Raw genomic sequence first — 13,652 nt, forward strand, 5'->3', positions numbered from 1 at the left:
GGGCGGGACAGCAGGCAGCGCCTGGGGCAGGAGGGGATGGTCGAGATCCTCGCCCGGCAGCTGGGCGCGGGCCTGACCGGCGAGGCACTGCTGGACTCCACCGTCACCGAGGTACGCGCCCTGAACGGCGGCGAACTCACCGACGACCTCGCGGTGCTGCTGCTCGACCGCGGCTGAGCCGGGGTGGCCGCGGGCGGCCGGTCCGGGGAGTTCGTACGTCCTCGGCCGAGGCGGCCCGCGGTGCCGGGCCTGGCCGGACATGGCTGTACGCGCCTGGCCGGAGGCGGCCCGCCGTACGCGCCTGGCCGGAGGCGGCCCGCCGTACGCGCTTGGGCAGGAAGGGGCCCGCCGTACGCGCTCGGTGCGAGGGGGCCCGTCTCAGCGTCCGCCGTTGTACGGGCCGTACGGGCCGTCGGAGCTGGAGGGCCGGCGTCCGCCGCGACCGCCGCGTCCGCCGGAGACCTGCTGCAGCGCCGGCCGCACATCCACGAAGTACACGATCGTCGCGATCAGGCCGATCACCGGCAGGAAGCTGAGGATCGAGAACAGCTTCATCACCACGGCCGAGAGACCGAGGATGATGAGCCAGAACCCCTTGGTGTTCTTGTCCGCGGCGCGGAAGGCGTCCTCGCGGTGGAGCGCCGCGTCGATGAACGCGGCCAGGGCGAACAGGCCGAGTGCCAGGGAGATCAGCCCGACGACACCCCAGAATCCGAAAACCAGCACGTGGTCACCCGCCTAGTCGGTTTGTTCGACTGCTTCCCTCTGTCGCCACCGTACCCCCTGATCGTCCTGGTATCCGGGCTCCGGGAAGCACCGGCCGGTCCGGCCACATTCAGGGTGCCCGGACCGGCCGACCGCCGTGCGCCGCCCGCTCACTCCGCCGGCTTGGGCGCGGTCTTCTTCGCGGCCGCCTTCCGCGGCGGGGCCGACTTGGCGACGGGCTTGGCGGCGGGCTTCGCCGCCTCACCGCGGGTGCCGCCCGCGGGCTTGGCGGTGCGCGCGCTGCCGTTCGCGGACCGGGTGGTGCTCGCGGCCCCGCCGGTGGTCTTGGTGCTCCGCCCGGCCCCCGCGTCCGTCCCCGTACCGGCGCCGGCCCGCTGTGCCGGAGCCTTCTTCGGCTGCTCGGCCGGGGGCTCGATCTTCTCCGCCACCTCCACGACCTCGTCGGCGGCCTCGCCGCGCCAGGTCCGTACCGCCTCCCGGCCGTGCTCGGCGACCTCCTCGTAGGTGTCCCGGGCGCGGATGGCCAACTCGGCGGCCCGGCCGACTCCCTGGAGGGCGAGTTCCTGGGCGGTGTCGCGGAGCTTCTTCAGGTCGGTGTCCAGCGACCCGAGCAGCTCGGTGAGCTTCTCCTGGGCCTCCTTTGCCTGCTGGGTGACCCGCTCCTGCACCGCCTGCGGGTCGGTCTTGCGCACCGCCGCGAGGCGCTCGGGGGCCTCCGCGCGCAGCTTCTCCACCAGCGCGGGCACCTCCCTGAGCTTCTGGGCGGCGAGGTCGGCCGTGCCCGCCACGAAGTAGAGCGGTGTGGGGTCGGTGAGGGTCTTGCGCACGTCGTCGGTGATGGCCATGGCCTTGGTCCTCCCGGATCGGTTCACTGTCAGGCGTCGTCGGCCGGCGCGTCGCCGGCCGGGCTGTCGTCGGCGGCTTTGTCGGCACCGGCATCACTGCCGCCGCCGGCCGCGCCTCGGCCGCGTCCGCCGGAGCGGGAGCCGTCGCCGCGGTGCTCGCTGCCGCCATCGGCGGAGGGCGCGGACTCCCACCCGTGCTCCTGGGCGTTCTCCTTGCGGAACGACTCGTAGATCTGGAGCAGCACCTGCTTCTGCCGCTCGTTGATCGACGGGTCGGCGAGGATCACGCTCCGCACCTCCGTCTCCTCCCGGTCCCGCTCATCGAGGATCCCGGCCTGGACGTACAGCGTCTCGGCGGATATTCGCAGCGCCCTGGCGAGCTGCTGGAGGATCTCCGCGCTGGGCTTGCGCAGGCCGCGCTCGATCTGGCTGAGGTACGGGTTCGACACCCCCGCGGCGTCGGCGAGCTGCCGCAGCGACAGCTGGGCGCTGCGCCGCTGCTCCCGCAGGAACGCACCGAGGTTGCCGACGTTCAGTGATGCCATGCCTACGATGCTGCACCAGTGCCGCTAACTTTTGCAAGCGATTGCTTGCAACCGCTTGCGGCGGGTCTCCCCGGAGGGCGGCGAGGACGTCACGGCAGGGCGAGGACATCGTCGATCGCGGACCGGATCTCCTCGTCCTGCGTGAACGCCCGGTAGTCCCGGTACGTCGACAACCGCCGGTCGGATCCCCGCACCGTCCGCAGGGTTGCCCGAGCCGCCTCAGAGACCGTGCCGATCCTGGCGAGGGCGCGCAGTGCGTCGAGGAAGGAGCCGTAGGCGTCGCCGCCATCGGCGACGGGAAGGAGGTACTCCTCCAGGACGGATCCACTCGGCTCCGACTCACCGGTGATCGACCACAGTGCGACCGCCGCGCGCAGCCGCAGCGAGCTGTCACCGTGCTCCATGAGATGCCGCACCCGGTCGGCGTAGCGCGAGGCCGCCGGTCCGAAGTCGCCAAGGAGGCCGACACTGTAATACGGCTCCTCCTCGGTCAGCGCCGCCTCGCCGATGAGCCGCAGCGCCGCGTCGCGGTCGCCGCCCAGGCGCCAGGCTGCCCACGCCACCTTGTGATGGTTGCCGGGGAAGTCGAGGACTGTGCAGCGGCGCACGGCGGGCTCGGCTGACTCCGCAGTCGGTCCCATGGCCACCAGCGCATCGATTGCGCGCAGCGAGTACCTGGTGTCGTCCAGCAGGGCCACCACTTCCGGCAGCGCGGGCGCCGCGGCCGGCCCCCACGCTTTGAGGACTTCCAGGAAGCAGCCGCCCACGCCGTCCCGGAGCAGCTTCCGCACCGCGGGCAGCAGGGCCTGCGCGTGCGCCCCCAGCGGGCTCAGGACGTCCTCGACCTCCGGGAGGTGGGGATCGCCCATGACGTACCCGCGGGAGTACTGGCCCTGGTACGGCGCGTACAGCCGCTCGACCAGCCCCGGCAGGGCGCGCTCGTCGCCGATGCGGGTCAGCGCCCAGCGGGCGTGGTCGCCGACGGTGCCCTCAAGAAACTCGGCCTCGCCCGGGTCGTCGAGGAGGGCGGCCAACGCGTCGGCGTACGGAGCCGCCCGCGAACCGAGCACGGCCAGCAGGTGGGCGGCCCGGTACCGTACGCCGTCGTCCGCCTCGGCGAGCAACGCGCCCGCGAGCGGCAGCAGCGCGGATGCCGCGGACGGCCGGACCACCAGCAGCCGCCATCCCTCGTCCAACGCGGCGCGGCACAGCGGGGTGTCCCCGTTCCGGCGCGCCGCGTCGAGGAGCCGTACGACGAAGGCGAGTGCCGTCCGCGGCGCGTCCTCGAACAGGTGAGCCGTCCAGGAGACGACGTCCTCACGGGTGAAGGCACCCTCGACGGCCGGCGCGTACCAGATCGCCTCGAACTGCGGACGCACCGCTGGGTCCGACAGGACCTCCACCAGCAGGTCCAGCTCGCGGACGGACACCTGGGGATCGAACTCGGCCCAGGCGTGCACGGCGGCGACCCGCATGACGGGACCGCCGGTACGCAGCACCTCGGCCACCACCGCCCGCACCCGAACCACCGGCTCGCTCTGGGCGCAGCCCGCTGCGGCGGTCCCCAGCGCGAGCAGCACGGGCACCCGCAGCGTCGGGTCCGTCTCGGCGTGCCACCGCTCCAGCAGCACGTCGACGTCCTCTCCGAGGGGCAGGGCTTCCCTCCGCACCTCCGGCAGGGGGTCGGCGAGCAGCGCCCGGATCCGGGAGCGCTGGAGCCGCCACGCCTCGTGCCACCCCGCGTCCACCAGGCCCGGGTCGGCTTCGGCCGCCGTCTGGAACGAACTCGCCAGCAGCTCGACGAGTGTGACCCGGGCACCCATGTCCGGATCGCCGGCGAGCGCAACGACGAACGGCAGCGCGGCGGTTGCCACGGAGGCCACGCGCCCGGTGCCCACCCCGAAGCAGTCGAACAGGGGATAGCAGTCTTCCTCGGTCGCTGCCCCGCCCTTGAGCGCCAGGCGACGAAGCGCTCGCCGCATCTCCTTGGGCGGGTGCTCCACGCGCGCCGACTCCAGCCGCTCCCACGGCACATGGTCCAACGCCTCAAGCGCTATTCCTGCCACACATTCCCCCATGACCTCGCGAATCGGCTCGCCGGCGGACATCCTGTCAGCGAAAGCCGGCCTCTGCGGGACCGCTGGAGCGGTTGCCGAGTTGCCCTCCCAGCGCCGACGGACAGTCACCGCTGTTCGCCTTCGCTGAGACGGGACCGCGGGACGATGAGTTCTCGGCGTGCGTCGGGTCTCCAGGTACCGAGTAGGCAGGGAGCACGGGATGGGAGTGGTATGAGCGGACATGGATCTGACGAGGTGAGCGGTGTCGCGGGGGCGGAGGTTGTGACGCTGGAGCCGGTGGTGACGGCGGTTGTCCGTGGCGTCGTTCCGGTGGCCGGACTGCGGGACTTCTTCGACGCGTCCTTCGGCGCCCTGGCCCGGGTCATCGAGGCGCAGCGGCTCACCGTGCTGGGCCCCGCCTTCGCGCTCTATCACGGGGCGCCGGGGGAGTCCGTGGACCTGGAGGTCGGGTTCGCCACGGACTCGGTGGTGCGGCCGGAGGACGGGGTGGTGGCGGGTTCGCTGCCCGGGGGCCGGGTCGCGCGGCTTACGCACCGCGGGGGGTTCGACGGCCTCGGGTCCTCCTGGGAGCGGCTGCACTCCTGGGTACGGGAGCGGGGGCTGTCCGCCGGAGCGGATCGGTGGGAGGTGTACGTCACGCGGCCCGCCCCGGACATGGACCCGAGTGAGCTGCGTACGGAACTCAACTGGCCATTGGTGGGCTGACGGGTTGATGGGTGGCATCGCCTGGTGCCCGGGCCGGTGCGCGGTCTCGGCTTCGGTGAGGGGTGAGGCGGGCCCGCCGCCGTTCTGAACGGACGGGCCACGCCTCAGGGGGACGGTCAGGCGCCGACGTAGGCCGCGAGGTGCTCGCCGGTGAGGGTGGAGCGGGCGGCGACCAGGTCGGCGGGGGTGCCCTCGAAGACGATCCGGCCGCCGTCGTGGCCGGCGCCGGGGCCGAGGTCGATGATCCAGTCGGCGTGCGCCATGACCGCCTGGTGGTGCTCGATGACGATGACCGACTTGCCGGCGTCCACCAGCCGGTCGAGCAGCCCGAGGAGCTGCTCCACATCGGCGAGGTGAAGGCCGGTGGTCGGCTCGTCGAGGACGTAGACGCCGCCCTTCTCCGCCATGTGGGTGGCCAGCTTCAGCCGCTGCCGCTCGCCGCCGGACAGCGTGGTGAGCGGCTGGCCGAGGCTGAGGTAGCCGAGCCCGACATCGGCGAGCCGGCCGAGGATGCGGTGCGCGGCCGGGGTGCGCGCCTCGCCGGTGCCGAAGAACTCCTCGGCCTCGGTCACCGACATCGCCAGCACCTCGCTGATGTCCCGGCCCCCGAAGTGGTAGTCAAGCACCGACGCCTGGAACCGCTTCCCCTCGCACTCCTCGCAGGGGGTGGCGACCGCGGCCATCATCGCGAGGTCGGTGTAGAGGACGCCGGCCCCGTTGCAGGTGGGGCAGGCGCCCTCGGAGTTGGCGCTGAACAGCGCCGGCTTCACACCGTTGGCCTTGGCGAACGCCTTGCGGATCGGGTCCAGCAGCCCGGTGTACGTCGCCGGGTTGCTCCGCCGGGAGCCGCGGATGGCGCCCTGGTCGACCGAGACCACCCCCGCGCCGGCCGGGATCGACCCGTGCACCAACGAACTCTTCCCGGACCCGGCGACGCCGGTGACGACGGTGAGCACCCCGAGCGGGATGTCCACGTCGACCGCGCGCAGGTTGTTCGCGGTGGCGCCGCGGACCGCCAGTGTGCCGGTCGGCTTCCGCACCGTCTTCTTGAGGGCGGCCCGGTCGTCCAGGTGCCGACCGGTGGCCGTACCGCTGGCCCGCAGCCCCTCGACGGTGCCCTGGAAGCAAACAGAGCCGCCGGCCGTACCGGCACCGGGGCCGAGGTCCACCACATGGTCGGCGATCGCGATCGCCTCCGGCTTGTGCTCCACCACGAGCACCGTGTTGCCCTTGTCCCGCAGCCGCAGCAGCAGGTCGTTCATCCGCTGGATGTCATGGGGGTGCAGGCCGACGGTGGGCTCGTCGAAGACATAGGTGACATCGGTGAGCGCGGAACCCAGGTGCCGGATCATCTTGACGCGCTGCGCCTCGCCGCCCGACAGCGTGCCCGAGGGCCGGTCGAGCGCCAGGTAGCCGAGGCCGATCTCCACGAATGAGTCCAGGGTCTGCTGGAGCGAGGCCAGCAGCGGTGCCACCGAGGGCTCCTCGAGCCCGCGCACCCAGTCGGCCAGGTCGCTGATCTGCATCGCACAGGCGTCGGCGATGCTGATCCCCCCGATCTTCGAGGACCGGGCTCCCTCGCTGAGCCGGGTGCCACCGCACTCGGGGCACTCGGTGAAGGTCATCGCCCGCTCCACGAAGGCGCGGATGTGCGGTTGCAGCGCGTCGATGTCCTTGGACAGGAAGGACTTCTGGATCTTCGGGATCAGCCCCTCGTAGGTCAGGTTGATGCCGTCGACCTTGATCTTGGTCGGCTCCTTGCGGAGCAGGTCGTCCAGCTCCTGCTCGGTGAACTCGCGGATCGGCTTGGCCGGGTCGAAGAAGCCGCAGCCGCGGAAGATCCGGCCGTACCAGCCGTCCACGCTGTAGCCGGGGACGGTCAGCGCGCCCTCGTCGAGCGACTTGGTGTCGTCGTAGAGCTGGGAGAGGTCGATGTCGGAGACCTTGCCCCGGCCCTCGCAGTTCGGGCACATGCCGCCGGTGATGGTGAAGCTGCGCCGCTCCTTCACGGTCTTCCCGCCGCGTTCGAGGGTGACCGCGCCGGCCCCGCTGAGGGAGGGGATGTTGAAGGAGAACGCCCTGGGGGAGCCGATGTGCGGCTTCCCGAGCCGGCTGAAGAGGATGCGCAGCATGGCGTTGGCGTCGGTGGCGGTGCCCACCGTGGAGCGGGGGTCGGTGCCCATGCGCTGCTGGTCCACGGTGATCACGGTGGTCAGACCGTCGAGTACGTCGACCTCGGGCCGCGCCAGCGTGGGCATGAAGCCCTGGACGAAGGCGCTGTAGGTCTCGTTGATCAGGCGCTGGGACTCCGCGGCGATGGTGTCGAACACCAGTGAGCTCTTGCCCGAGCCGGAGACGCCGGTGAACACCGTCAGCCGGCGCTTGGGGATCTCGACGTCGACGTCCTTGAGGTTGTTCTCGCGTGCGCCGTGCACCCGGATCAGATCGTGGTTGTCGGCGATGTGCGGGGAGGGAGATCGCGGGTCGGTCTGCTCGGCCTTGCTCATCGTTTCTCCATCTCGGGGAACGGGGCCGCCGGTCGCGGATGCCGGCGGCGTCGCCTGACTCGATCTGATCAACGTCGAGCGTACGTGCGGTTCTCCTGTCGTGGCGCGGTTTACGCCATGGGGCGCCGGCGTCCCATCGGCGGCCCCGGCGGGGTGGCCGCGGTGGTGGTCCCAAGGCAGCCGGTCCCCTGCCGGGGCGGCCTCTCGGCTGTGGTCTGATGACGTGGTGAACCGTGAAGTCGAGGAGCGCAACCGCCTGATGCTGCGTGCTCGGGACGCGATGGACCGCGCCTATGCGGAACCGTTGGACATCCCCGCGCTGGCCCGGATCGCCCTGGTCTCCGAGGCGCACTTCACCCGTACCTTCCGGGCCACGTTCGGGGAGACCCCGCACCGCTACCTCCAACGGCGGCGGGTCGAGCGGGCGATGTTCCTGCTGCGCGAGACCGACCGGAGCGTGACGGAGGTCTGCTACGCGGTCGGCTTCGGCAGCCCGGGCACGTTCAGCCGGACCTTCCGCGACATCGTCGGCCAGTCCCCGCGGGAGTACCGCAAGTCCGCCACCGCCACCGGCGTTCCGACCTGTTTCGCGATGGCCTGGATGCGACCGAACGGCTGATCCGGCCGTGGTCGGGCAGGGGAGTCGGCCGCGCACGCGTGGGTGACCGGGCCGGGGAGTGGGCCGCGGTCGAGTGACGTGACCAGGCCGGTGCGGGCGGGGGCCGAGCGGCCGGGGCGGGCAGTCGAGCCGGCTGCGAGCCACACGATTGACCTGCGGGGAATCCCCCCATCGGCCTGCGGGGATCGAGCAGTTTTGGAGAAGTTTTCGGTGTGGCGGCCGCATAACGTAGTCGTCATGTTCAACGCCATCACGCATTCGCAGATCTTCGTCCTCGACCAGAACGAGGCCCTGGACTTCTACGTCGGCAAGCTCGGCCTGGAGGTCACCGCCGATGTGGACATGGGCTTCATGCGCTGGCTGGCCGTCGGCGTGCCCGGCGAGCCCGGTCGCCAGATCCTGCTGGAGAAGCCCGGCCCGCCCTCGATGTCCGAGGAGACGGCGGAGCAGGTCCGCGATCTGGTGACCAAGGGCGCGATGGGCGGCTGGCTCATCTTCACCACGGCGGACTGCCGCAGGACCTACGAGACCCTGCTGGCCCGCGGCGTGGAGTTCACCGAGGAGCCCACGGAGCGCCCCTACGGGATCGACTGCGGGCTGCGCGACCCCTTCGGCAACCGCATCCGCTTCACCCAGCCGACGGCCTAGCCAGGCCGACCCGCGGAGCGGGTGATCCGGGGCATTCGGGGGTGCCGGAAGGGGCTCGCCGCGCCGCGGCCGGTTCCGTCGCAAGCTCCTCGCCCCGCCCAACGGCCCAGGTCAGAGAAACATGTCCCGGTGGCGGACCGCCCAGTCGGTGAAGGGCCGGGCCGGGCGGCCCAGGATCCGCTCCACCTCGGGGCTCACCCGCTGCTCGGCGTCGGTCGGTTCGCCCAGGATGGCGAGGGTGCCTTCCACCACCGGCTCCGGCATGAACCGCAGCAGCCGCTCGCGGGCCTCGGCACGGCTCTGCTCGACGAACCGGACGGGCTCGCCCACCGCCTGCCCGATCGCCTCGGCCTGCTCCCGCGGGGAGACCGGTGCCGGGCCGGTGAGTTCGAGGACGCGGCCGGTGTGGCCGGGGTCGCGGAGCACCCTGGCCGCCACCTCGGCGATGTCGGCCGGGTCGATCGCCGGCAGGCCGACCTCGCCGAAGGGCGCGGCCACCGTCCGCTGGGCGCGGACCGGTTCGGCCCACAGCAGGGCGTTGGAGTGGAAGCCGCTCGGCCGCAGCACCGTCCACTCCGGCGCCTGGTCCCGCACCGCGGTCTCCATCGCCCGCAGGTGCTCGTGCGAGAGGCTTCGCGGACGGGTCCCGGCGGCCTGCGAGGACAGCAGGACCACGCGGCGTATCCCACCGGCCAGCGCGGCGCCGAGCACGGCCGCTGGGTCGATGCCCTCGCCACCGCCGGCGATGAGCAGGAAGAGCGCCTCGGCCCCGTCGAACACCGGCTTGAGGCTCTCCGGTCGGGCCAGGTCGGCCTGGCGGTGGTGGACCCCGTCGGGCGCGGGCGCGGTGGGCAGCCCCCGCGAGACGGCTGTCACCTGCTCGCCGGCGGCGGCGAGCGCCGTCACCAGCGGACGTCCGATGTTCCCGGTGGCTCCGGTCACCACGATCATGGTCTGTTCCCGTCTTCCGTGTCTGGGGACGCGGGTGCTGCCGCACGCCGCGTACGGGGCCGGGGGCACTGCCCGTTTCCGACCGCGTAGACACAGCCTCTCGCCTGAACTGGCCACCTTCTGACCGGTTTTCTTTGCGGGTCCGGAAGAATGACGGCATGAGGGCCGATCGTCTGGTGGCCGTGCTGCTCTTTCTGCAGTCTCGTGGCCGAGTGACCGCGGCGGAGGTGGCCGCGGAGCTCGAGGTGTCCGAGCGCACCGCCCGCCGCGATCTGGAAGCGCTGGCGACGGCCGGCATCCCCGTCTACGCGCAGCGCGGGCGGGGCGGCGGTTGGGCACTGGTCGGCGGCGCCCGTACCGATCTCACCGGGCTGAACGCCGCCGAGGTCCGGGCCCTGTTCCTGGTGGCGGGGCCCTCCGCGGCCGGCCCTGAACTCCGGGTGGCGCTGCGCAAACTGGTACGCGCCCTGCCGGCGCCGCTGCGGCCGGACGCGGAGGCCGCCGCACGGGCCACCGTCGCCGACGGCACGGACTGGACGGACACCCCGCTGGGCGCCGCGACCCAACGGGCCGCCCTCCAGCAGGCGGTGCTGGACGGGGTGCAGGTGCGGCTGGGCTATGCGCGGCCCGGCCGGACCGCCGACGAGCGGCTGGTGCACCCGCTGGGCCTGGCGGACAAGGCCGGGGTCGACTACCTGGTCGCGAACACCGAGGCGGGGCTGCGGACCTTCCGCATCGGCCGGGTCACCTCGGTGCGGCCGACGGGTGACCCGGTCATACGCCCGGAGGGCTTCGACCTCGCCACGGCCTGGCGCTCGCTGACCGGGCGGATGGCGGACCGGATGCGCGCCGCGACGGTGCTGGCCCGCGCCGAGGCCGGTGCCGAGCCGGTGCTGCGCGGGCTGCTGGACGGCCGGCTGCGGATCCTGCGGACGCTGCCGGACGGCCGGTTGGAGATCGAGGTCGACGGTCCGAGCCCGGAGGTCGTGGCCGCCCAACTGGCCGGTTTCGGGGCGCGGGTGGAGATACTCGAACCGCCCCGAGCCAGGGAGCGGCTTGCTCGGCTGGCCGCCGAACTCGCCACCCTGTACGGCCCGCCCGCGCCGACCTCCTCGCTCCCGCCCCGAGCCGGGAGCGACTGAGGTGCGGTCGGGCGGACCGCCGGACCGGTGCCGGGTGGGGCCTCAGCGCGCGGTGCACACCGCGTACGCCTGGACCCTTCCGGCCAACTGCTTGGCCTGCCACCCCGATCCGTTCGGCAGGGGCGCGTTGCGCAGCACGTAGTCGTTGAGGCTCCCGTTGGTGGTCCGGAAGCCGCGGCTGACATATCCGCCGTTGAGGACCCGGGTGCCGCGCGGACACTTGGCCACCGAGGCGGCGTTCAGGCCGCTGACCGGTCCGGACACCACCCGTGGCGACCGCGCCGGCACCGCTGCCTCGGCACCCGATGAATCCGGCAGGCCCAGCAGCGCGGGCGCGCACAGCAGGGCACCGCCGAGGGCGCCGCTCCACAGCCAGCGTGCCTTGATCTTCCTCATCGCCTGTCCTTTCGCCGTACCGCACCGTGCGGTATCCGGGTAACGAGGCATGCGGGGGCAGCCATGCCGTCCGGGCGGCAGGAGCACCCGGACGAGTGAGCGGCGGCGGACCTCGGGAGCGAGGGGTGGTCAGTACGACTGGAGCTCGATCAGGTTTCCGTCGGGGTCCCGCAGGTGGGCGGTGCGCAGGCCGGGTCCCCAGTCGGGGCGGTCGGCGGCCTCGGTGACCGGCGCGCCGCCATGGGCCAGGCAGGTCGCCAGTGCGCCGTCCACGTCCGCCACCCGCAGGACCAGGGCCAGGGCGTCCTGCGCGGCGGCCGACCGGGCGGGCAGCGCGGCGGTGCCGACGGCCTCGGCCATCGCCGCCCGGTCGAAGAGGGAGAGCACCGCCTGGGATTCCAGGTCCCAGTTGGCATACGGACCGGAGGGGGCGCCCTTGGCCAGCCGAGCGCCGGTCAGCGGGGGCAGCACCGCCGCATAGAAGTGGAAGCACTCGGTGAACCGGGTGACCAGCAGCCGCGGATACAGCACGTCCATGACGCTCCTCGCTCTCGGGGATATTGCTAGGACGGCACCTACTATAGGTGTGCGCCTACAATTGCTCCATGGAAAAGGGAACGCCGGGCTCGCTCGGAGAGGGTGCCGACGCGACGCCGCTGACGCCGCCCAGCCTCGCCGGGTTGAGTACGTACCTGCTGTCCAAGATCGGCAAGGCGGCGCGCGGCAGGCTGGCGGAGCGGCTGGCGACGCGCGGACTGCGGCTGTGGCACATGGCCGTACTGGCCGCGCTGGTGGACTTCGGCCCCCATGCGCAGCGGGAGTTGGCCGAGCGGTTGGCGGTGCACGCGAGCGATGTCGCGAAGGTGGTGGAGGATCTCGCGGCCGCGGGCTATGTGGAGCGCACCCGCGATCCGGCCGATCGGCGGCGGGTCACCGTCACGGTGACGGATGCGGGGCGGGCGGCGCTGGCCGAGCTGGACGCCGCGGCGAGGGAGGTCCAGGACGAGATCCTGGCCCCCCTGGCCGAAGAGGAACGCGCCCAGCTCGCGGGTCTGCTGCGACGGGTGTACACCCGACTGCACCAGGAGGGTGTGACGCCCGTCTGAGCCGGGATGCCCGGCGGGTGCGGGTGCGGGGGCCGAGCCGTGGGCGGCCGGGTTCGTGCTCCGGTCCTGGGCCGAGGTCCGCGCTCCCGTCCGTGTGACGGGCGCGGACCCCGGCCCGCGGGGGCAGGGGCAACGTGCCCCGGCCCGTTGGCGAGGCGTCAGCCGCGCGGTACCGGCGGGAGGGCTTCCTGCGGGGTGGCGGTCGGGGCGAAGCCCGGTGCGAGGGAGGTGGTCGGGTTGAGGTCCCTGTGCACGGCCCGGGCGACGGCCTGGATGGTGGCCACCCCGTCGTCCATGGTGCGGTTGTCATGGGTGAGCACGGTGATGGTGTAGTTCTTGCCGGTGCCGGTGAAGGCGCCCAGGCTGTGCACCCGCCAGCCGTGCGTGGCGCGGGACAGCCAGCCGTTCTTCACATGGATCTTCACACTGCTCGGTGCTCCGGCCGGGGTGCCCCAGCGCTGCGCGGAGACCACCTTGTTCATCAGCTTGAGGATGTAGGCCCGGGAGTTGTCGCTGAGCACCGTGTTGCGCGTGGTGATCAGGTCCATCAACTTCTGCTCGTCGCGCGCGGTGATCTGGGTCAGGCCCCAGTAGCCGTTGCTGCCCGGCACCGTCCCGGTCATCTTCGCGGCTGCCAGGAACCCCTTGATCTTGGTGAGGCCGAGCTGCTTCCACAGCGCGGTCGTCGCGTTGTTGTCCGAGCGGGTGATCATGGCGGTCGCCAGGTCGACCTCGCGCTGGGTCAGATAGCGGTTGTGCTTCTTCGCGTCCCACAGCAGGGTGGCGAGCACCGTCGTCTTCACCGTGCTCGCGGAGTCGAACCGCTGGTCGGGCCGGAGTGTGCAGACCGTCTTGGTGGCGGGGTCGCGCAGCGAGATCGCGGTGGTGGCGGCCCGGCCGCGGAGCGCCGAGGTGATGTCCTTGGTGAGCTTGTCGGCCAGCCCGGCCTTCGCGGAGACGCAGCTCACCTGCGCGGTGGCCGCGGTGGCGGGCTGGGCGGCGGTGGCGGTGAGCGGTAGCGCAACGCCGGCGGCCAGGGCCGCGGACAGCGCGCCGCAGGCGCGCCGGGATATGCGGTGATGCGTGGTCATCGAGGCTTCCCATCCCCCTGTGTCGTACGTAGTAAGCCCGGCTGGTGCGGCCCGGCACGGCTGCCCTCCGGTGCGCGCGGACCCGCACGGCGAGAGCGCGGGCGTCGTGTGCCGGTACGGGGCGCGCATGCGGGGCGCACGTGCTGAACCTGACTCGAAGACACCTTGAGGGGTGCGAATGGTTGTGCGGTATCCGGGGTGATGTTCGGCAGGAGGGGGTAGGTGTCCGGCATGCGGACAGGAGAGGGGGTGGGTGTTCGGTCACCGTGTTCCGGGGTCGGTCGGCCTCCGGG

14 protein-coding genes and 1 pseudogene are annotated in these 13,652 nt (G+C 72.5%); 6 read left to right on the forward strand and 9 right to left on the reverse strand.

Features of this window, described 5'->3' with window-relative positions; genetic code table 11:
• A pseudogene (locus E4099_RS34285) lies at positions 1 to 177 on the forward strand (phosphatase); the annotation flags it as partial.
• Between the two features lie 201 nt (positions 178 to 378).
• On the opposite strand, the gene E4099_RS18755 reads toward E4099_RS34285, so the two are convergent.
• From E4099_RS18755 to E4099_RS18770, 4 genes are all read right to left on the reverse strand, one after another.
• Positions 379 to 726 (reverse strand): DUF2516 family protein, encoded by a 348-nt coding sequence (locus E4099_RS18755; RefSeq protein ID WP_135340251.1) that lies wholly within the window; start codon positions 724 to 726, stop codon positions 379 to 381.
• A gap of 149 nt (positions 727 to 875) precedes the next feature.
• Positions 876 to 1,571, reverse strand: coding sequence for a hypothetical protein (locus tag E4099_RS18760; RefSeq protein ID WP_135340252.1), 696 nt, complete (start codon positions 1,569 to 1,571; stop codon positions 876 to 878).
• Between the two features lie 29 nt (positions 1,572 to 1,600).
• Positions 1,601 to 2,116: a helix-turn-helix domain-containing protein gene (locus E4099_RS18765; protein WP_245244983.1), complete on the reverse strand. Its 516-nt coding sequence runs from the start codon at positions 2,114 to 2,116 to the stop codon at positions 1,601 to 1,603.
• 89 nt (positions 2,117 to 2,205) lie between these two features.
• Entirely contained in the window at positions 2,206 to 4,182 is a 1,977-nt protein-coding gene (locus tag E4099_RS18770; RefSeq protein WP_135340253.1) for a hypothetical protein, read from the reverse strand.
• A gap of 246 nt (positions 4,183 to 4,428) precedes the next feature.
• Between E4099_RS18770 and E4099_RS18775 the strand changes: the two genes are divergently transcribed.
• A complete protein-coding gene (locus E4099_RS18775) occupies positions 4,429 to 4,899 on the forward strand; it encodes a GyrI-like domain-containing protein (RefSeq protein ID WP_209446657.1) in 471 nt (156 codons plus the stop codon).
• Positions 4,900 to 5,015: 116 nt separating this feature from the next.
• Here the strand turns inward: E4099_RS18775 and E4099_RS18780 are convergent, their stop codons facing one another.
• Positions 5,016 to 7,406 carry an ATP-binding cassette domain-containing protein gene (locus E4099_RS18780; RefSeq protein ID WP_135340255.1) on the reverse strand — a complete coding sequence of 797 codons (2,391 nt, stop codon included), beginning with the start codon at positions 7,404 to 7,406 and terminating at the stop codon, positions 5,016 to 5,018.
• A 259-nt stretch (positions 7,407 to 7,665) separates the two neighbouring features.
• On the opposite strand from E4099_RS18780, the gene E4099_RS18785 reads away from it, so the two are divergent.
• The gene (locus E4099_RS18785; protein WP_135340263.1) at positions 7,666 to 8,025 is read left to right on the forward strand and encodes a helix-turn-helix domain-containing protein; all 360 of its coding nucleotides are present in this window, start codon (positions 7,666 to 7,668) and stop codon (positions 8,023 to 8,025) included.
• A 237-nt stretch (positions 8,026 to 8,262) separates the two neighbouring features.
• On the forward strand, positions 8,263 to 8,673 hold the full coding sequence (locus E4099_RS18790) for a VOC family protein (protein WP_135340256.1): 411 nt from the start codon (positions 8,263 to 8,265) through the stop codon (positions 8,671 to 8,673).
• Between the two features lie 111 nt (positions 8,674 to 8,784).
• On the opposite strand, the gene E4099_RS18795 is transcribed toward E4099_RS18790, so the two are convergent.
• Positions 8,785 to 9,624 carry an NAD(P)H-binding protein gene (locus E4099_RS18795; protein WP_135340257.1) on the reverse strand — a complete coding sequence of 280 codons (840 nt, stop codon included), beginning with the start codon at positions 9,622 to 9,624 and terminating at the stop codon, positions 8,785 to 8,787.
• Positions 9,625 to 9,782: 158 nt separating this feature from the next.
• Here E4099_RS18795 and E4099_RS18800 point away from each other — a divergent pair, with 158 nt between their 5' ends.
• Complete coding sequence (locus E4099_RS18800) at positions 9,783 to 10,766, forward strand: helix-turn-helix transcriptional regulator (RefSeq protein WP_135340258.1); 984 nt, start codon at positions 9,783 to 9,785, stop codon at positions 10,764 to 10,766.
• Positions 10,767 to 10,808: 42 nt separating this feature from the next.
• On the opposite strand, the gene E4099_RS18805 is transcribed toward E4099_RS18800, so the two are convergent.
• Together E4099_RS18805 and E4099_RS18810 are read right to left on the reverse strand one after the other, a co-directional pair.
• Complete coding sequence (locus E4099_RS18805; protein WP_135340259.1) at positions 10,809 to 11,162, reverse strand: hypothetical protein; 354 nt, start codon at positions 11,160 to 11,162, stop codon at positions 10,809 to 10,811.
• A 129-nt stretch (positions 11,163 to 11,291) separates the two neighbouring features.
• On the reverse strand, positions 11,292 to 11,699 hold the full coding sequence (locus E4099_RS18810; protein WP_135340260.1) for a VOC family protein: 408 nt from the start codon (positions 11,697 to 11,699) through the stop codon (positions 11,292 to 11,294).
• 68 nt (positions 11,700 to 11,767) lie between these two features.
• Between E4099_RS18810 and E4099_RS18815 the strand changes: the two genes are divergently transcribed.
• Positions 11,768 to 12,268, forward strand: coding sequence for a MarR family winged helix-turn-helix transcriptional regulator (locus tag E4099_RS18815; RefSeq protein ID WP_135340261.1), 501 nt, complete (start codon positions 11,768 to 11,770; stop codon positions 12,266 to 12,268).
• 158 nt (positions 12,269 to 12,426) lie between these two features.
• On the opposite strand, the gene E4099_RS18820 is transcribed toward E4099_RS18815, so the two are convergent.
• Positions 12,427 to 13,359 (reverse strand): serine hydrolase, encoded by a 933-nt coding sequence (locus tag E4099_RS18820; RefSeq protein WP_135340262.1) that lies wholly within the window; start codon positions 13,357 to 13,359, stop codon positions 12,427 to 12,429.
• Positions 13,360 to 13,652 lie beyond the last annotated feature (293 nt).

It is taken from the genome of Streptomyces palmae (assembly GCF_004684805.1).
Classification (GTDB): Bacteria; Actinomycetota; Actinomycetes; order Streptomycetales; family Streptomycetaceae; genus Streptomyces; species Streptomyces palmae.

Bases quoted from the DNA above. Each gene is read 5' to 3' on its own strand.
- E4099_RS18760 (WP_135340252.1), bottom strand. From the start codon at position 1,571: ATGGCCATCACCGACGACGTGCGCAAGACCCTCACCGACCCCACACCG.
- E4099_RS18765 (WP_245244983.1), bottom strand. From the start codon at position 2,116: ATGGCATCACTGAACGTCGGCAACCTCGGTGCGTTCCTGCGGGAGCAG.
- E4099_RS18780 (WP_135340255.1), bottom strand. From the start codon at position 7,406: ATGAGCAAGGCCGAGCAGACCGACCCGCGATCTCCCTCCCCGCACATC.
- E4099_RS18785 (WP_135340263.1), top strand. From the start codon at position 7,666: ATGCTGCGTGCTCGGGACGCGATGGACCGCGCCTATGCGGAACCGTTG.
- E4099_RS18790 (WP_135340256.1), top strand. From the start codon at position 8,263: ATGTTCAACGCCATCACGCATTCGCAGATCTTCGTCCTCGACCAGAAC.
- E4099_RS18795 (WP_135340257.1), bottom strand. From the start codon at position 9,624: ATGATCGTGGTGACCGGAGCCACCGGGAACATCGGACGTCCGCTGGTG.
- E4099_RS18800 (WP_135340258.1), top strand. From the start codon at position 9,783: ATGAGGGCCGATCGTCTGGTGGCCGTGCTGCTCTTTCTGCAGTCTCGT.
- E4099_RS18805 (WP_135340259.1), bottom strand. From the start codon at position 11,162: ATGAGGAAGATCAAGGCACGCTGGCTGTGGAGCGGCGCCCTCGGCGGT.
- E4099_RS18810 (WP_135340260.1), bottom strand. From the start codon at position 11,699: ATGGACGTGCTGTATCCGCGGCTGCTGGTCACCCGGTTCACCGAGTGC.
- E4099_RS18815 (WP_135340261.1), top strand. From the start codon at position 11,768: ATGGAAAAGGGAACGCCGGGCTCGCTCGGAGAGGGTGCCGACGCGACG.
- E4099_RS18820 (WP_135340262.1), bottom strand. From the start codon at position 13,359: ATGACCACGCATCACCGCATATCCCGGCGCGCCTGCGGCGCGCTGTCC.